The organism is Streptomyces sp. NPDC093568 (genome assembly GCF_044764945.1).
GTDB lineage: Bacteria > Actinomycetota > Actinomycetes > Streptomycetales > Streptomycetaceae > Streptomyces.
The window spans coordinates 55038-72562 of record NZ_JBIWJD010000007.1 but is presented as its reverse complement, the minus strand read 5'-3'; the positions used below and the strand labels follow the sequence as shown (position 1 = coordinate 72562).

The following is a 17525-nucleotide window of genomic DNA, read 5'->3' as shown; positions in this document are numbered from 1 at the left end:
GGCGCGCCCCCGCTCAGGCCCCGGCCGGCGGGGTGACCCAGTCCTGGGGCACGACCGGGGGCACCTGCTCGCGCTCCATCACCCCGCGACGCCGGATCTTGTTGAGTACGTAGACATTGCCGAGGTGCATCACGCCGAGCACCAGCAGCACCACGCCGAGCTTGGTCGACAGGGCCTCGAAGATGCCCCGGGTGTCGAGGACGGTGTCGTCGTCACTCAGATACAGCGCGACGAAGCCGAGGTTGACGAGGTAGAAGCCGACCACCAGGAGGTGGTTCACGGCGTCGGCGAGCTTCTCGTTCCCGCGCAGCACGTCGGCGAGGAAGATCCGCCCGTTGCGGCTGAGTGTGCGGGCCACCCAGATGGTGAGGGCGATGCTGACGACGAGGTAGATGACGTAGGCGATGACCGTGCGGTCCATGGCCTCCCCCTTCTTGAACGCGTTCAAAACGCTGACAGGGATGACTGTAGGCCCTGCCTTTGAACATGTTCAACTCAATTGAGTGAGGCCTGCGTCACGCCCTATGCGGGGGTGCTCTCAGGGTCGGCGTCCGAGCTCCGGCCGTTTGGAGTAGTCCGTGAGCCCGATGACGTTCCCCCAGGGGTCGGCGATCTCGACGGTCCAGCCGGTCGCCCCGGAGAACGGGGCGTCGAGCGGCTCGACTCCCGCGTTGCCCAACGTCCGCGCAGCCGCCCGCGCGTCCGGCACCTCCAGCCACACGCGAGCCGAGTGCCACGGCGGCGGCCGGTGGCTCACCGCCTCCTCCTGGCGCAGCAGCAGACCCGGCGTCTCGCCCCCGACCTTCAGCAGCGCGATCCCGGCCTCGTCGAGCCGGAACCCGACCGCGAACCCGGCCCGCTCGTAGAAACCGACGGCCTCGGCGAGGTCGCCGACCGGCAGCAGTACGTTGTCGAACCCGAGCAGTTCGTACGACTCGTCATCTGACATACCGTCAGGGTAAGGCGATGATCGGCCGGAATCGGTGATTGTCAGTGCCGCCTCGTACTGTCGGCGGCATGGGAATGGTGACGTTCGTCGACGAGACGACAAGCGGGAGCCGTAGCGACGGCTGGGGGCTGGAGATCGCCGAGGAGCGGCTCACGGTGGGCGAGCTGATCCGGCGCCGGGTCTTCCAGGAGGTCGCCGAGTACAACGCGCGCACTCCGGAGGTCTTCCAGGGCCTCGTGCAGCCGCAGGACGCCGAGCGCGTCCTCAACGGCTACGCGATGCGCACGGCCCGCCGGATAGACCCCGAGGCGCAGACCGCGCTCGCCCTCAAGGCCTTCGCGGGCAACGGCTTCCTCGTGCTCGTGGGAGACCGTCAGGTCACCGACCTCGACGCCGAGATCGAGCTCCAGCCCGGCACCGAGATCACCTTCCTCAAGCTCGTCGCGCTGGTGGGTGGCTGATGATCGACAAGACCCCGGAATACGCCGAGCTGGTCCACCGCGCGCTCGGCCTCGCCGCCGCCCGGGAGGCCGAGCCGCTCGTCGCCGCACTGCTCGAACTCGCCGAGATGACCGGCGGCCGGTGGGGCTGGGAGGGCCGCAAGGTCATCGACGCGATCCTGGGCGCCGACGCCGGATTCCAGGCGCGGATCGTGCACGGACTCGCCGCCCGCTACCACGAACTGGGCTACGACACCGCTCCACGCAGGCGCATCGTGACGCTGCTCGCCGGCCTGCGGACGACGGGTCCGGCCGACGAGGCACAGCCGCTCGACACCCGGTCAGCGCTGATCCGCCTGGCCGGGGAGCAGGACGTGCACTACGACACGGGTCAGCTGACCCGGCTCGCCGAACTGGAGCTCGCCGACGGGCGGGAGCTGCCCGCCGAGTTCGTCGCCGTGGTGCGCCGCTCGTGTCTGACACTGTGGAACGGCAAGAAGGAACTGGGGACACTGGTCGCCCGGCTCGACGGCCCCCCGGTCAACCCCGGCGAGGCATGGTCCGACCTGGCCCTCGCCGACGTGGCGGAACTCGGTGCGCACTGGCGGCGGCTGCTGGCCCACGCGGCCACCGCGACGGCCACCCGCCCGGCCGCGAAGTGGGACAAGGCCGCCCGGGCACTGATCGAGCCACTCGGCGCCGACGAGGTGCGCGAGCGGCTGCTGAGCTGGCTGCGGCTGGTGGGCAGGCCACGGACCACGCCGTTGCTCGGCGGGAGTTACGGTCCGGATCCCAACGCCGCCTTCGACCCGTACAACGCCGACGCCGTACGCGGCCTGACCTGGCTGCTCGCCCTCCTCCCCGCACACCCCGAGACCGCGCGCACCCTGGGCGCCCTCGCCGAGACCGCCCTGCGCAAGGTCGCGGGCCTCGGCCCGGTGAACCCCAAGGTCGCCAACGCCGCGGTCAACGCACTGGCCCGCATCGACGGTGAGCCGGCCCTCGCCGAACTCGCCCGGCTGGCCACCCGCGTCACCTTCAAGGGCACGCTCAAGCTCGTGAACACCGCGCTGGACGCCCGCGCGCAGGCGCTGGGCCTGAGCCGCGAGGAGGTCGAGGAACTGGCCGTACCGGCGTACGGCCTGACGGAGGTGGGCCGGGCGGAGCAGCGGCTCGGCGAGGTCACGGCGGTGCTCGAGGTCCAGGGCCCCAAGGCGGTGTTGAGCTGGCGCAACGCGAGCGGCAAGGCGGTCAGGAGCGTGCCCGCCGCCGTGCGCCGCGACCACGCCGACGAGCTCAAGGAGCTCAAGGGCGCGGTCAAGGACATCGACAAGATGCTCTCGGCGCAGAGCGAGCGCCTGGACCGCCAGTTCCTGGCGCGCCGCACCTGGCCGTACGCCGCCTGGCGCGAGCGCTACCTCGACCATCCGCTGGTCGGCACGCTCGCCCGCCGCCTGCTGTGGACGGTCGACGGTACGACCGTCGGGTACGCGGACGGTGAGCTGCGCACGCTCGCCGACGTGCCGGTGACCGAGGGCACCCGGGTCGGCCTGTGGCATCCGGTCGGCCATGAGCCCGCCGAGACCGTCGCCTGGCGCGACTGGCTGGAGCGGCACGGCATCACGCAGCCGTTCAAGCAGGCCCACCGCGAGGTGTACCTGCTCACGGACGCCGAGCGCGCGACGGGGACGTACTCCAACCGCTTCGCGGCGCACTTCCTGCGCCAGCACCAGTTCCACTCCCTGGCGGCGCTCCGGGGCTGGCAGAACAAGCTGCGCCTGGCCGTCGACGACGAGGCACCGCCCGCCGTGCGGGAGTTGCCGCAGTGGGGGCTGCGCGCCGAGTACTGGGTCGCGGGCGACCCCGGCGAGAACTACGAGGACATCACCGACTCCGGCAGCTTCCTGCGGCTGCGCACCGACCAGGTCCGCTTCTACCCGATCGACGCCCCGCGGAACTCGGCGCACTGCTGCGGCGGCGAGTACCGCATGTGGCTGCGCGACGGTGTGGACCCGGTCGAGGCGCTGCCCTTGGCGGACATCCCGCCGCTGGTCCTGTCCGAAGTCCTGCGCGACGTCGACCTGTTCGTGGGCGTGGCGAGTGTCGGCAACGACCCGACGTGGCAGGACGGCGGCCCCGGCGGGCGCTTCCGGGAGTACTGGACGTCGTACGGCTTCGGTGAGCTGGGCGCGAGCGCGGAGACCCGCCGTGCCCTCCTCGAACGCCTCGTCCCGCGACTGGCCATCGCCGACCGCTGCACGATCGAGGGCCGCTTCCTGCACGTGAAGGGCGAACGCCACACGTACAAGATCCACCTCGGCTCGGGCAACATCCTCAGAACCCCGAACGACCGGTACCTGTGCATCGTCCCGAAGTCCGGCGGGCCGACACCGCAGGCGGGCTATTTGCCGTACGAGGGGGACCGGATGCTGGCTGTGATCCTGAGCAAGGCGATGATGCTGGCCGACGACACGAAGATCACGGACCCCACGATCCTGAGCCAGCTGTAGCGCCACCTCCCTCCGTCCCACGAACCCCCGCCCCTCATACTGAACAGCGCTCAAGGGGCGTATGGGGAGGGCGGGCTTCGTGCGACGGGTGCTGTCGGTGCACTTCGCGCCGTGCGCGCTGTTCGTCGCCGGGGTGCTTGCGCTGGTGCGGGCGGGGAGTTTTTCGGGGCGGAGTGACTGGGGGGCCGTGTGGCCGCAGCAGCCGACGGAAGCGCTGAGGGCGATCATGACTGTCACCGTCGGCGCCTGTTTCCTGGGGCTGCTGCTGCGCCCGTTTCAAGTGCGAGCCGTGCGAGTTCTGGAGGGGTACTGGGATCGTTGGGCCCTCACCGCCTGGCTGGCCGGAATGCTGGCGCGGTGGCAGCGCAGACGCTGGTACGCGTTGCGCAGACGCACAGACAAGGAAGTGAGCGGGGACAGGGATCGGCGCCTGCAGGCCGACGCGCGCCGCCGTTTCGCCGCCAAGCCGGCCGCTGAGGTCCTGCTGCCTACAGCGCTCGGCAACGCGCTGCGAGCCGGGGAACTGAGTGCAGGGGAGCGGTATGGCCTGACCACGCTGACTTCCTGGTCACGCCTCTATCTCCAGGTTTCCGACCGTATGGCCGAAGTCCTGGGCTCCACCCGCGACTCACTCGACACAGCAGTGAACCTGTGCTGGGCGTTGCTCGCCCTCACCGGCCTGGCGGCCGCCGCCTTGTACGACGAGCCCTCTGCCTGGTGGCTCTGTGCTGTCGGACTGATGCTCGCGGCGATCGCGTACAAGGGTGCGGTGACGGCGGCGCAGGCATACTCGGGGCTCATGCATGTGGCCTACGACCTGCATCGCTTCGACCTGCTGGAGGCTCTCCACCACCACTTGCCGTCAGATCGGGATGCCGAGGAGGACATGTTCCTTCGACTTTCGCAACTGTTCGCAGGAGCAGCGCACAGTGATCTGCCGTATCACCACGGACATTCGGCCCAGAGCTCGGGTTTGGATGACGCCGATGAAGGTGCTGGGGCCCGGTGAGCCTCAAGGAGCGTTCGGCGGTGTGGGCGTCCACCAGCGCTTCAGCTTCTTCTCCCAGTCGAATACCTCGTCCACAGTGCGGCAGTGGGCGAGGAGCCACGCCGGAAAGTGACTGACTGGACAGGGTCGTTGCTGTGTCTCCTCGGCGTCTGTGACGGTGCTGCCGTGCTGCATCGGCGGATACCGCGTCGGGTCCAAGTACTTGAGGAGCGGGCGAGGGTTTCCTGCGAGCGCCTTCTTGTGCAGCTCCTCGACCGTGGGTTTCCTGAGAAGGGCAGGCGCGTCCGGGTACCCACCGGCCTGCGGCGGAAGGCTCCTTTTGCAGCCGGGGCAAGGTTTGCCTATGGGCGCCGCGCCGGGAAGTTCGGCATCTATGACTTGGTGCAGCATGCTTCCTCCGATTCGGCTGAGCTACCGGTACCAGTACTGCTTCACGATCCAGGCCGCGTCCGCGACCGTGCCCACGAACACAAGGCCGGCGGCGACCCAACGGGCGACGAACTGCTCACCTCCGTCAGGCGGAAACAGGGACACCGTGACGCCCAGGCCGAGCAGCAAGGTCCCCGCGTTGTACGTAAGCACGGCCACGTAGTTGCCATTCACCCATTTCTCCTGGGCATCCCCGTACTCCTGGCGCACCTGTTCAGTGGGTACGTCGGGTCCGGGTAGTCCTTCGTAGTGCTCCTTGAGCTCCTTGTACGTGAACAAGTAGGAGCGTGCCCGGTACGCGAGCTGCATGCTGAAGATCAGGGTCATGGCTGTGATCACCAGGAGAATGAGTGTCGCTCCCGGCCAGCGGAATGCCGTGTCCGCACCGCCGACCACGCCGGCCAGGGACAACGCGGCAGCCGTGAGGAGAGGCGCCGCTACGAAATGTGCTTCCTTCACCGCCGTGCCGTATCCGTGCTGCGGCGCATGGCCACCGGCAGACGACGCTCCTGCGATCCCCTCAGCCACAAGGTCCCCCCGCCACCCCGTGCTTGAACGCCTTGGGTCGCAGTGTGACGGCGGAATATTTCCTTCAGCAGTACCCGAACCGCATGGAAGCGGTCGGATCCGTCGCATAGACGGAGGGCCCGGCTCCCTCAAGGAGCCGGGCCCTCACAGCCGGACGGACAGGCTTGTCCAAGGCGATCTCAGAACCGCCGAGTGATCAGCGCCTTCTTCACCTCGGCGATCGCCTTCGTGACCTCAATGCCGCGCGGGCACGCGTCCGTGCAGTTGAACGTCGTGCGGCAGCGCCACACGCCGTCCTTGTCGTTGAGGATCTCCAGGCGCTGCTCGCCGGCCTCGTCGCGCGAGTCGAAGATGAAGCGGTGCGCGTTGACGATGGCGGCCGGGCCGAAGTACTGGCCGTCGTTCCAGAAGACCGGGCACGAGGAGGTGCAGGCGGCGCAGAGGATGCACTTCGTCGTGTCGTCGAAGCGCTCGCGGTCCTCGGCCGTCTGGAGACGCTCGCGCGTCGGCTCGTTCGTGTCCTTCGTGATCAGGAAGGGCATCACGTCGCGGTACGCCTGGAAGAACGGCTCCATGTCGACGACGAGGTCCTTCAGGACCGTCAGACCCTTGATGGGCTCGACCGTGATCGGCTTCTCAGGGTTGATGTCCTTGATCAACGTCTTGCACGCGAGGCGGTTCTTGCCGTTGATCCGCATCGCGTCCGACCCGCAGATGCCGTGGGCGCACGAGCGGCGGAAGGTCAGCGTGCCGTCGACGTCCCACTTGATCTTGTGGAGGCCGTCGAGGACGCGCTCCTTCGGGTCGATCTCCAGCTCGAAGTCTTCCCACACGGCCTCTGCGGAGACTTCCGGGTTGAAGCGGCGGACCCGGAACGTGACCGTGATGTACGGGGAGGCCGCGGACTCCGCCTCGGCCTTGTCCATAACGGGGGTAGCCATCAGTACTTACGCTCCATCGGCTGGTAGCGGGTCTGGACGACCGGCTTGTAGTCGAGACGAATGGACTCCGTGCCGTCGTCGCCCACCTCGCGGTACGCCATGGTGTGGCGCATGAAGTTGACGTCGTCGCGGTTCGGGTAGTCCTCGCGGTAGTGACCGCCGCGGGACTCCTTGCGGGCCAGCGCCGAAACCGCCATGACCTCGGCGAGGTCCAGCAGGTTGCCGAGCTCGATGGCCTCCAGCAGGTCCGTGTTGAACCGCTTGCCCTTGTCCTGGATCGAGACGTTCTTGTAGCGCTCGCGCAGCTCCGCGATCTTCTCGACCGCCGTCTTGATCGTCTGCTCCGTGCGGAACACCATGACGTTGGCGTCCATGGTCTCCTGGAGCTCCTTGCGCAGCACGGCCACCCGCTCGGTGCCCGTCGAGGAGCGCAGGCGCTCGACCTGGCTGAGCACCAGCTCCGCCGGGTTCTCCGGCAGCTCGACGAAGTCGGCCTTCTGGCTGTACTCCGCCGCCGCGATGCCCGCTCGCCGGCCGAAGACGTTGATGTCCAGCAGCGAGTTGGTGCCGAGGCGGTTCGCGCCGTGGACCGAGACGCACGCGACCTCGCCGGCCGCGTACAGGCCCGGGACCACGGTCGTGTTGTCCGACAGGACCTCACCCTCGACGTTCGTCGGGATGCCGCCCATCGCGTAGTGAGCGGTCGGCTGGATCGGGATCGGGTCCGTGTACGGCTCGATACCGAGGTACGTACGCGCGAACTCCGTGATGTCCGGGAGCTTGGCGTCCAGCTGCTCCGGCGGGAGGTGTGTGAGGTCGAGGTAGACGTGGTCGCCCTCGGGACCGCAGCCGCGGCCCTCACGGATCTCGGTGTAGATGGAGCGGGACACGACGTCACGGGACGCGAGGTCCTTCATGACCGGCGCGTACTTCTCCATGAAGCGCTCGCCGTCCTTGTTGCGGAGGATGCCGCCCTCACCGCGGGCGCCCTCCGTCAGCAGGATGCCCATGCGCCAGATGCCGGTCGGGTGGAACTGGAAGAACTCCATGTCCTCCAGCGGCAGGCCGCGACGGTAGACCGCCGCCTGGCCGTCACCGGTCAGCGTGTGCGCGTTCGACGTCACCTTGAAGAACTTGCCGGTGCCGCCGGAGGCGTAGATGACCGCCTTCGCCTGGAAGACGTGGATCTCGCCGGTGGCGAGTTCGTACGCCACGACGCCCGCCGACTTCTTGACGCCGTCGACCTCGGTGATCAGCTGGTCCAGGACGTAGAACTCGTTGAAGAACTCCACGCCCTCCTTGACGCAGTTCTGGTACAGCGTCTGGAGGATCATGTGGCCGGTGCGGTCCGCGGCGTAGCAGGACCGGCGCACCGGGGCCTCGCCGTGGTTGCGGCTGTGACCGCCGAAGCGGCGCTGGTCGATGGTGCCGTCCGGCGTGCGGTTGAACGGCAGGCCCATCTTCTCCAGGTCGAGGACCGAGTCGATGGCCTCCTTCGCCAGGATCTCGGCGGCGTCCTGGTCGACCAGGTAGTCACCGCCCTTGACCGTGTCGAAGGTGTGCCACTCCCAGTTGTCCTCCTCCACGTTGGCGAGCGCGGCGGCCATGCCGCCCTGCGCGGCGCCCGTGTGGGAGCGGGTGGGGTAGAGCTTGGTCAGCACGGCGGTGCGGCTGCGCTTCGTCGACTCGATGGCCGCGCGCATGCCCGCGCCACCGGCGCCGACGATGACGGTGTCGTACTTGTGGATCTTCATCAGTAGTACCTCAGCCCCGTGCCTAGCGGATGTTCGGGTCGAAGGTGAAGATCACCAGCGTGCCCAGCAGGATGGTGAACACCGTGGCGGTGTAGAGCAGGCCCTTGAGCCACAGCCGGGTGTTCGCGCGCTCCGCGTAGTCGTTGATGACCGTGCGCAGGCCGTTCGCGCCGTGCAGCATCGCGAGCCACAGCATGAGGAGGTCCCAGACCTGCCAGAACGGGCTCGCCCAGCGGCCGGCCACGAAGGCGAAGCCGATCTTCGACACGCCGCCGTCCAGCACGAGCTGGATCAGCAGGTGGCCGATGACCAGGACGACCAGCACGATGCCGGACAGGCGCATGAACAGCCAGGCGGCCATCTCGAAATTGCCCCGGGTGGACTTCGGGGTCTTCTTGGTGCGCTTGCGCGGGGCCTCGATGTACGGGGCCGGGTTGTCGACGTTGTAGAGGGACTCGCCCTCGACGGGGCCGATACCGGCGGCGGTCTTCTCAGTGGCGACTGTGTTGTTTGACATCGTGCGCGTCAGCTCCCGAACAGTTCACGAGCGGCGTGGCCGAGAACGGGGTAGATCGCCCCGAGCATCAGCACCAGCCAGAGGCCGACGACGGACCAGAGCATCTGCTTCTGGTAGCGCGGGCCCTTCGACCAGAAGTCGACGGCGATGACACGCAGGCCGTTGAGCGCGTGGAAGAGGATGGCGGCGACGAGGCCGTACTCCAGCAGCGCGACGATCGGCGTCTTGTACGTGGCTACGACCTTGTCGTAGTCCTCGGGGGAGACACGCACGAGAGCGGTGTCCAGCACGTGAACGAACAGGAAGAAGAAAATGAGGACGCCGGTGACTCGGTGAGCCACCCAGGACCACATTCCTTCCCGGCCGCGGTACAGCGTTCCAGCCGGCACGGAAGTTCCTCCGGGAGCGGGGATTGGGGCCGCGCCGGCTTGTGCTGTCGGTGGGGCCCGGCCGGGTACGGTCCACCGGCCCCCAGCATCGTAGCGATGCGCTGCCGCTGGGCTGAGCGGGGGGCAGGCGGTGTGATCAAACTGGCACGCGGATGGGTCATTGGCGGCTATTGGGGTGGGATGTGCCGTTCGTTGCCGGGTGCGGCCCTGCTGGGGTCGGTCGCGCGGTTCCCCGCGCCCCTACGGCGGCCACGAGCCGCCCTCTTGCCAGGCGCCGAAGTTCCTCTGCCGCCAGCACCCGTTCTTCCTCCGGATCGTTTGTCAATCGTGACCGGATGCCTGCCAGTACATGGTCGAGCGTCTCCGTGTGGGAAAGGCCGTCCAAGCAGATAATGAACGCATGCCCGAATTTGGCCTCATATGCGGCGTAAGCGGCGCTCAGTGCCGTGTGGGCCACCGCGTACGCGCCTTCCGGCAGCGCAGGCAACGTTTCTTCCGCCAGCGCCTCCGCCAGCTCCCCCGGTGCCAGGTCGTACGCCGCCTCGTCGGAGGCGGCCAGCAGGGACTCGACGTCGGGATAGGGGCGGTGTGCCGCGATGCGGTCGGCCCAGCGGGGGCTGTTCAGGCAGGTCAGAAGGGTATGCCGGAGTTCGCCCGCGGGGGCGGTGTTGAAGGGCTCCAGCGCGTGCGGGGACGGTGGAGTGCGCGTCTGCTCGGGCAGCGACGGTATGGCCACTCGGCCGGGAAGGTGTGTGGGCGTCACGTGGGTTTCGGCAGGGGAATTTGGGGGAGAAGTGGCGCCACGTTACCGAGTGTGGGCATGAGATGTCCGACGGATGCCCGAATTTCAGCCGAACGGGAGAGTTTCGGAACGTGTGGTGGACGCCCGAAAACGGGCCCAGGCCCTAGGTTGGCGCCGTGAGTCAGCACAAGCACAGGCGCCGCGCACCGGCGAAGAGGGCTCTGAAGCAGACGTGGGTCCTGATCGTCGCGGTGGTCGTGGTCACGGTCGCGGCCGGGGTGAGCCTCGGGCTCCTGGCAGGCGGCGACGACGAAGGAAGCGCCCGGCCGCAGCAGCAGGGGTCCGCCCGTGCCTCCCAGGCCGGCTCCCCCTCCAAGAAGCCGGACGCTCCGACTCCGTCACCCACTCGGTCGTACCCCCTCTCGAAGGCCCCGCAGACGATCCCGGCCGTGGACTCGCACACCGCCGCCCGCGGGCCCGGCTGGCGTACCGCGACCGGTGAGCGCGTGGTCGTGAGCGACTCGAAGCTGGCCGACGAGGGGCGGCTCATCGCCGGTGAGCTGGGGCTGTCGTACGCCGGGGAGAAGGAAGACGTGCGCGCCGGGGACGTACGGCTCGTCCTGGGCGGCAGCAAGGGCGCGAACCCCGAGTCGTACACCATGACGGTGCGCGGCGGGCGGGTGGAGATCAGCGGGGCGGGTGAGGCGGGGGTCTTCTACGGGACCCGGACGCTCAAGCAGGAGGTGCACGACGGCGGTACGGCGCCGGAGGGCGTCGTGCGCGACGCGCCCGCCAAGCCGGTGCGCGGGTTCATGCTGGACATCGCCCGCAAGTACTTCACCGCGGACTGGATCGAGGACCGGGTGCGGGAGCTGGGCGATCTGAAGTTCAACCAGCTGGGACTGCATTTCTCCGACGACCAGGGCTTCCGGATCGCGTCCGCCTCGCATCCCGAGATCGTCTCCCAGCAGCATCTGACCAAGGCGCAGGTCAGGAAGATCGTCCGGCTGGCCGAAAGCCGGCACATCACGGTCGTACCCGAGATCGACTCGCCCGGGCATCTCGGCGCCGTCATCGCCGCGCACCCGGATCTGCAGCTGCGCAACGTGAACGGTGTCGCGACGCGGGGCGCCATCGACATCTCCAAGCCCGAGTCCGCCGAGATCGTCGACGACCTGCTGAACGAGTACGCCGGTCTCTTCCCCGGCACCCCCTGGCACCTCGGCGGCGACGAGTACCAGGCGCTGGTCGTCTCCGACCCCCAGGCGTCCTACCCGCAGCTCGCCACCGCGGCCCGGCAGGCCTACGGCTCCGGCGGCACCGTCGCCGACCTCGCCACCGGATGGCTCAACGACCGCGCCGCCACCGTGCGCGCCCACGACCGCACCCCGCGGGCGTGGAACGACGGCTTCTTCCGGAACACCTCCGTCCAGCCCGACAAGGACATCCAGGTGGCGTACTGGACGGGCAAGGAGATCGGGGCCCGGCTGCCGGTGGAGTACCTGAGCACCGGGCGGAAGGTCATCAACTACAACGACGAGTTCCTCTACTACGTGCTGGGGGAGCCGCAGACGTTCGTCTACCCGACCGGTGAGCGGATCTACGAGCAGTGGACGCCCCGGGTGCTGCGGGGGACGACGGCCGTGCCGGCGAAGTACGACCCCCAGATCCTGGGCGGATCCTTCGCCGTGTGGTGCGACCTCGCGAACTCGCAGACGCAGGCGCAGGTCGCGGCGGGAATCCGGATGCCGCTGGCGGCGACCGTGCAGAAGCTGTGGGACGCGGGTAAGCCGCAATTGACCTGGGCCGAGTTCCGGGCGCTCGCGGACCGGCTCGACTGAGCCGTGGATTGACCCAACCGGCTGCGAACCCCCGTACGAATGTGGTGTATTCGGCCCGAGCCGAACCGAGCAGCCAGGGGGAACCGGGATGGGCTACTGGGGGTACTTAGTCGTGGGCCGCGCTGAGCGGCCGCTGGCGGAGCTGGACGCGCTGGCGGGCGCCGAGGGGATGACCCTGCGCGACGAGGCGCCGGGCGGCTGGCAGGTGTGGGAGTACCCGAGCGGGGACGGCGAGCTCGGCAGCATGAACGCCCTCGCCGGCGAGACCGGGGCGCCCGCGCTCTTCGGGTACGTCATGGACAGCGCGTCCGTGGTGGTGGAGGCGGCGGCGCCGGAGAGCGGGGCGTGGACGACCTGTCTGGCGCGGGCCGCCATGGCCGGGTACCTCGGCGCCTCGGACGAGGGGCTCACGCTGGAGGACTACTTCCTCGAACCCTCCGACGCCGCCGAGCGGGCCGTCGCCTGGGCTGCAGAGGCCGGGCACGAGGTGAACGCCGAGTCGGTGGTCGACGTACTCACCGCTGATGCGGACCCTTTGGCCGAAAACCTCTTCTTCCGGCTGCTCGACCGGCTCGGTGTCGTGCCGCTGTGACAATCCGGGGTCGTCGCACGCAGTAAGGGGAGGTGCGGGCTCCGTTAAGGGTGGTGCCTGCCAGGGGCCTGTGCGGGGACCCCGACCCTCACAACTCACCCGCTTAGGGAGGCGTGGATGAGCCTGGTGGAACTGATCGCTCAGGCCGACGAGCGCGGACTGGCCGCCAGCGGGTTGGCTTGTTTGGATCGATGCGTGCCACTGCTCGGCGGCGACGACGAGGCGCTGCGCCCGCTGTGGGCCAACCTCGCGTCCGGCGGCGACCCCGCCGCCTGGGGCGAACTGCTGGAGCAGGTGCGCGGCAAGCTGGGCATCGCGGAGATCGTGGACGACGAGGCCGTCGAGGACGAGGCCGCGCTGCTCGCCCGGCGGATGCTGGCCGCGGCCCCCGCCGTGCGGTCCGCCGCCGAGGCGCGGATCTGGGCCGACGCCTGCTCCGTCGCCTCGCTCCAGATACACCGGCTGCTCGACCCCGCGGAGGACGACAGCGCCACCGCCGGCGCGCCCGCCGGGGCGCTCGACTCCGTCCGGGCGGGCGCTGCGCCCGTCACGGGCCGTTCCGAGGGCATGTCGCCGCTGGTCGCCGCCGAACTGCGCCGCCAGGTCAGCGTCCTGGAGCTGCTGGCCGGGCACGGCGCGGGCGGGCTGCGCCGGGCGCTGGAGGTCTCGACCGAGGGGCGGCGGGTGCTGCGCGCGGTGGTGTCACGGCGCGCTCGGGGCAGGAGCTGACGCCGGGAACGCCCCGGGGGCGGTCAGACCAGCAGCCACTTCACCACCGCGTCGCCGTACTCGGCCGTGCGCGTGTAGAAGGCGGTCAGGTCGCGGTGCGTCGCCGCGAAGAGACCGCGCACCTCGCGCTCCGCGTCCGTGGTGTCGTACGGCCGCAGCAGTCGCGTGCGCGCGTGCCGCCACAGGCCGTCGAAGTCGGCGTTCCTGAGGTACTCGGCGACCCCGTCCACCTGGGACGCGGTGAGCAGCAGGAACGGTGGCAGGGCCGGGTCGGAGTGGAAGACCGGGCCGCCACCGAGGACGACTTGGGTGCGGGGGCCTTCCGGGGCGTGGTTCGGGGGGATGCCGCAGTAGAGGAGTTCGACGTCGCCGTACAGCTTGTCGAGCACCTCCTCACGGTGCCGGCCGATCCGATCCCGCACGGTGTCCCAGTCGTCCTCGAACAGGCGTTGGAACCAGGTCGCGCTGTTGCGCAGGGCCGGGGGCGGCACCGCGCGCAGATGGAAGTACATGCTCATCAGTGACTGGAGCGCACGGGGGCGGCGAAGCGTCACTCCCGCGTAAACCTGGTTCCTGCGGGAGTCCTGTGAGTGTCGTGGGAGCGAGGTGGGGCGGTCCTGCACCGGTCCCGGGAAACCGCCGGATCCGGGTGACGCCTCGCAGGTCGGCCGCGCTGTTCTTGGATGTGACGACTCAAGCGGAGACCAGGCCCGCAGCCGCGACCAAGCCGGTGCGGTGGGCGGCGGACGCGGTGGCGACGATGCGCGAGGGAGCCAGGCTGCGGCTCGACTACTCGGAGCAGAGCCTGTGGCGGGTCGATCGGATGATCGAGAGCCTGCGCCGCGAACGGACGCCGTACGCCGCCGTGGAGCACACCCTGCGCGGATTCGGCGCGTACGCCGGTGAGGTGATCGCCCGTCAGACCGGCGCCGAGTGGTGGGCGACGGGCGGCGACCACTGGGTCCGCACGCCCGACGGACGGCTGTGGGACCCGATCGACGAGGCCAGGCGCTGCTTCGCGGGCGAAGGCTCACTGCGGCTGCTGTGCCGGGACGCGACGCGGTCGTAGACGCGGGGGGCGGGCATGGCCCGGCCGGGACCCCGTGAATGGGCGGGGTCCGGGCCGGGCCAGGTGCTCAAGGGGGTGTCAGCTCGCCCAGACCTCGGCGTCGTCGGCCGGGACGGTGGTGGCCAGGCCGAGTTCCTTGCGGGCCGGGATCGTCTTGTCCGGGTCGATGCCGGAGAACGCCGAGTCGTAGGCGATGTAGAAGGCGTTGGCGTCGGCGGCGGACGCGGCCTTCTCCCAGTGCTCGGCCGTCTTCGTCAGCTGCGTGCGGAGCTTGGCGACCTCGGCGCCCTTGACGCCCTTCAGGCCCTCGAGGTGCGTGTCGAGGGCGGTCGCGACGGCCTTCGCCTGCGCCTTGTAGCCCTTCAGGTCCTCCTCGACGGAGTCCTTCTCGGGCTGGTTCGTCCAGAACGCGTCGTAGACGCCGTTCGAACCCGTCAGAAACGTGGTCTGCTCGGGCTTCAGGGACTTCGCGGTGTCCAACGAGCCGGTGTACGTGCCCGATTCCTTGGTGTAAGTGCAGCTCACGGCGCGGTCGCCGGTCGCCCAGCTCTCCTTGGTCGGGATGTAGTAGAGAATCGCGACCCCCTTGGGGAGCGCCCAGGTGTCCGGGGTGAACTTCCCCGCCTCGACCGGGCATCGCTTGTCCGCGATGGCCGAGACCGCGGCGTCGCCGGGGTACGCGGACTCGTCCTCGATCTTGAAATCGGCGACGACCTGACCCTCGTGCGCCTCCGCGCAGGGCACGATCTCGACGAGATATGCCTCACCCTCGCCCTTGGTGTTCGGGTTGTAGCAGTCCCCGACGGCCAGTGAGAACACCGATCTCTGGCGGGCCACCTTCTTCGCCCCGTCCTTGGCGCTGTCGACGGCGTCCGAGACCTCCGAGCATCCGACCGCACCGATCGCGAGCAGAGCGACGATGGAGGATATGCCACGAACAGAGCGATTTGTACGACGAATTGACATGGCGTTAAGTCCCCTTATGCGAGCTTTATGTGGGCAGCGCGCATCGTATGCCATCCGCGTCGGCGGGGCTGTTCGAAGGTCGCGGCGTCTGTGACTCGCGGTGGGCCGCAATGGTTGTAGGCATCCGGCCGCAGGTGTACAGGCCGCGGTCGCGCGAGTGAGCCGGAGTCGGGCTCACGCGGAGGCCCTGTGACACTTCTGTGGCCGCGGGCGCTGTTGCCCGTGGAGGGACGTGGGCAAGGGTGGTCGCACTGTGAGGTGTGAATCCGCCACGAACCGGTACGAACGAGGACAGTTCTTGGGCCAGGGAGGGGAACCCCGCGGCGTGCGCGCGCACGACGGGGAGTTGGGCGCGGCCGTCGCACGGGCCCAGGAAGGCGACGAGGCCGCGTTCGCGGTGGCGTACCGGCTGGTGCAGCCGCGGCTGCTCGGGTACTTGCGCGGGCTGGTCGGGGACGACGCCGAGGATGTCGCGTCCGACGCCTGGCTGGAGATCGCCCGCGATCTCGGCCGGTTCAAGGGCGACGGCGCCGGGTTCAGGGGCTGGAGCGCGACCATCGCCCGGCACCGGGCGCTGGACCATCTGCGCCGGCAGCGGGTACGGCCCCGGTCGACGGCGCTGGAGCAGGACGTGCTGGACCTGCCCGGCCCGCACAGCACGCACGACCAGGCGCTGGAGTCGATCTCCACGGAGCGCGCCCTGGAGCTGGTCCGCGGGCTGCCGCGGGACCAGGCCGAGGCCGTGCTGCTGCGGGTGGTGGTGGGCCTCGACGCCCCCGGCGCCGGGCGCGTCCTCGGCAAGCGTCCGGGCGCGGTGCGCACGGCCGCGTACCGGGGGCTGAAGCGCCTGGCCGACCAGCTGGGCGTCGCAAGTGTGACGGATGACGGCCCTCGGACGCTGGGGGAATCGAAATGAACAGTGAGGGCGACGGCGGCGGCCGGAGCGGTACATCGGCGCTTCGTTGAGACTTGGCCGGGTCTGCGGTGAGTCGTACGAGGCACGCGGGACGTACTGGCTCTGTGAGCTCGTGAGTCACAGCTGTCGCACAGGTCACGCAGGTTGCGCACGTTGCGCAGTCGCGGAAGCAACACGTGCAGTCACAAGAGCAACAAAAGGCCTACCAAGCAGGTCGGACAGGAACGGGAAACGGACATGGGTGAGCGGCAGAGCGGCGGTGGGTCCCCCGGCCGTCGGCGTGTGCACCCTGACGGCATGGTGTCCCGGCCCGCCTCCGGCCAGGCCGTGGCGCTCGACGGCGCCGAGCTGGAGGCGCTGCTCTCCGCCGCCGTCCTGCGCGGTCACCGACCGGACGTCGAGGGCGAGCAGCGGGCCGTCGCCGCGTTCCGTGCCGCCCGGGAGGCGGGCGCGCTGCGGGCGGCCACCCGGCGCCGGGACGACTGGCGGCCCCGTGAGCGCCGCCGCCTCGCGCTGTCGCTGAAGACCACGCTCTCCCTGTTCTTCGCGAGTCTCACGCTGGGCGGCGCGGCGTTCGCCGCGATCGGCTCGTCGGACTCCTCGGACGACCCCGCCGCCGACAAGGGCAGGCCCACCCCGTCCGCCGGCGCCCCCGACCGTCCGGGCGAGTCGCGGTCGACGCTCGGCGCCGGCTCCGCGAGGCCCGGCCATCCGACCACCGCGCAGGACACCGAGGCCAGGTGCCGCGCCTACGACCAGGTCAAGGACGGCGGCAAGGCCCTGGACGCCACGGCCTGGCAGCGGCTGATCGAGGCGGCGGGCGGCGAGGACAAGGTGGCCGCCTACTGCGCCGCGCAGTTGGCGGCGGCGAAGCCCGATCCGACCCGCGAGCCCGACAAGGACGCCAAGGGCGGCGCGGACGGCGAGGGTGGCGCCGACGGCAACAGCGGCGTCGACGGCGAGGGTGGCGCCGACGGCACCAGTGGCGCCGACGGCAACGGTCAGGGGCAGAGCGAGAACGGCAACACCGGCAACACCGGCGACGCCGGCAGCGGTTCCGGCAAGAAGAACTGAGGCGGCGGCCGTTCGCGGCCGGGAGCGAAGTCATCGGGTCCGTGCCGGGAGCGAAGCCATCGGCTCCGCGCCGGGACTGAAATCATCGGCTCCGCGCCGGGGCTGAACCATCGGCTCGCGCCGAGCCCGA

The 17525-nt window shown here is 69.8% G+C and carries 20 protein-coding genes; 9 read left to right on the top strand and 11 right to left on the bottom strand.

Going from position 1 to position 17525, the window contains the following annotated elements:
- Positions 1-13: 13 nt before the first annotated feature.
- On the bottom strand, positions 14-421 hold the full coding sequence (locus ACIRD7_RS26935) for a hypothetical protein (protein ID WP_403457627.1): 408 nt from the start codon (positions 419-421) through the stop codon (positions 14-16).
- 117 nt (positions 422-538) lie between these two features.
- Positions 539-949, bottom strand: coding sequence for a VOC family protein (locus ACIRD7_RS26930; protein ID WP_403457625.1), 411 nt, complete (start codon positions 947-949; stop codon positions 539-541).
- 68 nt (positions 950-1017) lie between these two features.
- On the opposite strand from ACIRD7_RS26930, the gene ACIRD7_RS26925 reads away from it, so the two are divergent.
- The 3 genes from ACIRD7_RS26925 (at position 1018) to ACIRD7_RS26915 (ending at position 4908) form a co-directional block, all read left to right on the top strand.
- Positions 1018-1410, top strand: coding sequence for a hypothetical protein (locus ACIRD7_RS26925; RefSeq protein ID WP_403457624.1), 393 nt, complete (start codon positions 1018-1020; stop codon positions 1408-1410).
- Positions 1410-3899 (top strand): DUF4132 domain-containing protein, encoded by a 2490-nt coding sequence (locus tag ACIRD7_RS26920; protein ID WP_403457623.1) that lies wholly within the window; start codon positions 1410-1412, stop codon positions 3897-3899. The genes ACIRD7_RS26925 and ACIRD7_RS26920 overlap by 1 nt, the downstream gene beginning before the upstream one ends.
- 79 nt (positions 3900-3978) lie before the next feature.
- Positions 3979-4908 (top strand): hypothetical protein, encoded by a 930-nt coding sequence (locus ACIRD7_RS26915; protein WP_403457622.1) that lies wholly within the window; start codon positions 3979-3981, stop codon positions 4906-4908.
- A 3-nt stretch (positions 4909-4911) separates the two neighbouring features.
- On the opposite strand, the gene ACIRD7_RS26910 is transcribed toward ACIRD7_RS26915, so the two are convergent.
- From ACIRD7_RS26910 to ACIRD7_RS26880, 7 genes are all read right to left on the bottom strand, one after another.
- Complete coding sequence (locus tag ACIRD7_RS26910) at positions 4912-5298, bottom strand: hypothetical protein (RefSeq protein ID WP_403457621.1); 387 nt, start codon at positions 5296-5298, stop codon at positions 4912-4914.
- A gap of 21 nt (positions 5299-5319) precedes the next feature.
- Positions 5320-5865 (bottom strand): hypothetical protein, encoded by a 546-nt coding sequence (locus ACIRD7_RS26905; RefSeq protein WP_403457620.1) that lies wholly within the window; start codon positions 5863-5865, stop codon positions 5320-5322.
- A gap of 179 nt (positions 5866-6044) precedes the next feature.
- The gene (locus ACIRD7_RS26900; protein ID WP_381450095.1) at positions 6045-6806 is read right to left on the bottom strand and encodes a succinate dehydrogenase iron-sulfur subunit; all 762 of its coding nucleotides are present in this window, start codon (positions 6804-6806) and stop codon (positions 6045-6047) included.
- The gene (gene sdhA, locus ACIRD7_RS26895; protein WP_403457618.1) at positions 6806-8560 is read right to left on the bottom strand and encodes a succinate dehydrogenase flavoprotein subunit; all 1755 of its coding nucleotides are present in this window, start codon (positions 8558-8560) and stop codon (positions 6806-6808) included. Before sdhA ends, ACIRD7_RS26900 begins: the two co-directional genes overlap by 1 nt.
- Before the next feature lie 22 nt (positions 8561-8582).
- The gene (locus tag ACIRD7_RS26890) at positions 8583-9077 is read right to left on the bottom strand and encodes a succinate dehydrogenase hydrophobic membrane anchor subunit (RefSeq protein WP_403457617.1); all 495 of its coding nucleotides are present in this window, start codon (positions 9075-9077) and stop codon (positions 8583-8585) included.
- An 8-nt stretch (positions 9078-9085) separates the two neighbouring features.
- Positions 9086-9466, bottom strand: a complete 381-nt coding sequence (gene sdhC / locus ACIRD7_RS26885; RefSeq protein ID WP_078504082.1) for a succinate dehydrogenase, cytochrome b556 subunit — start codon at positions 9464-9466, stop codon at positions 9086-9088.
- Between the two features lie 157 nt (positions 9467-9623).
- Entirely contained in the window at positions 9624-10229 is a 606-nt protein-coding gene (locus ACIRD7_RS26880) for a 2-oxo-4-hydroxy-4-carboxy-5-ureidoimidazoline decarboxylase (protein ID WP_403457615.1), read from the bottom strand.
- Positions 10230-10429: 200 nt separating this feature from the next.
- On the opposite strand from ACIRD7_RS26880, the gene ACIRD7_RS26875 reads away from it, so the two are divergent.
- The 3 genes from ACIRD7_RS26875 to ACIRD7_RS26865 all read left to right on the top strand — a co-directional run bounded on the left by ACIRD7_RS26875 (position 10430) and on the right by ACIRD7_RS26865 (position 13370).
- Positions 10430-12049 (top strand): glycoside hydrolase family 20 protein, encoded by a 1620-nt coding sequence (locus ACIRD7_RS26875; RefSeq protein ID WP_403458194.1) that lies wholly within the window; start codon positions 10430-10432, stop codon positions 12047-12049.
- Positions 12050-12137: 88 nt separating this feature from the next.
- Positions 12138-12641, top strand: coding sequence for a hypothetical protein (locus ACIRD7_RS26870; protein ID WP_403457614.1), 504 nt, complete (start codon positions 12138-12140; stop codon positions 12639-12641).
- A 117-nt stretch (positions 12642-12758) separates the two neighbouring features.
- On the top strand, positions 12759-13370 hold the full coding sequence (locus ACIRD7_RS26865; protein ID WP_403457612.1) for a hypothetical protein: 612 nt from the start codon (positions 12759-12761) through the stop codon (positions 13368-13370).
- A 23-nt stretch (positions 13371-13393) separates the two neighbouring features.
- On the opposite strand, the gene ACIRD7_RS26860 is transcribed toward ACIRD7_RS26865, so the two are convergent.
- On the bottom strand, positions 13394-13888 hold the full coding sequence (locus ACIRD7_RS26860; RefSeq protein WP_403457611.1) for a DUF1877 family protein: 495 nt from the start codon (positions 13886-13888) through the stop codon (positions 13394-13396).
- 167 nt (positions 13889-14055) lie between these two features.
- On the opposite strand from ACIRD7_RS26860, the gene ACIRD7_RS26855 reads away from it, so the two are divergent.
- Positions 14056-14439 carry a hypothetical protein gene (locus ACIRD7_RS26855; protein WP_403457609.1) on the top strand — a complete coding sequence of 128 codons (384 nt, stop codon included), beginning with the start codon at positions 14056-14058 and terminating at the stop codon, positions 14437-14439.
- Between the two features lie 78 nt (positions 14440-14517).
- Here ACIRD7_RS26855 and ACIRD7_RS26850 read toward each other — a convergent pair whose 3' ends face one another.
- Entirely contained in the window at positions 14518-15405 is an 888-nt protein-coding gene (locus ACIRD7_RS26850) for a septum formation family protein (protein ID WP_403457607.1), read from the bottom strand.
- 298 nt (positions 15406-15703) lie between these two features.
- On the opposite strand from ACIRD7_RS26850, the gene ACIRD7_RS26845 reads away from it, so the two are divergent.
- Together ACIRD7_RS26845 and ACIRD7_RS26840 are read left to right on the top strand one after the other, a co-directional pair.
- Positions 15704-16321 (top strand): RNA polymerase sigma factor, encoded by a 618-nt coding sequence (locus tag ACIRD7_RS26845; RefSeq protein ID WP_403457606.1) that lies wholly within the window; start codon positions 15704-15706, stop codon positions 16319-16321.
- A 297-nt stretch (positions 16322-16618) separates the two neighbouring features.
- On the top strand, positions 16619-17395 hold the full coding sequence (locus ACIRD7_RS26840) for a hypothetical protein (RefSeq protein WP_403457604.1): 777 nt from the start codon (positions 16619-16621) through the stop codon (positions 17393-17395).
- Positions 17396-17525: the final 130 nt, after the last annotated feature.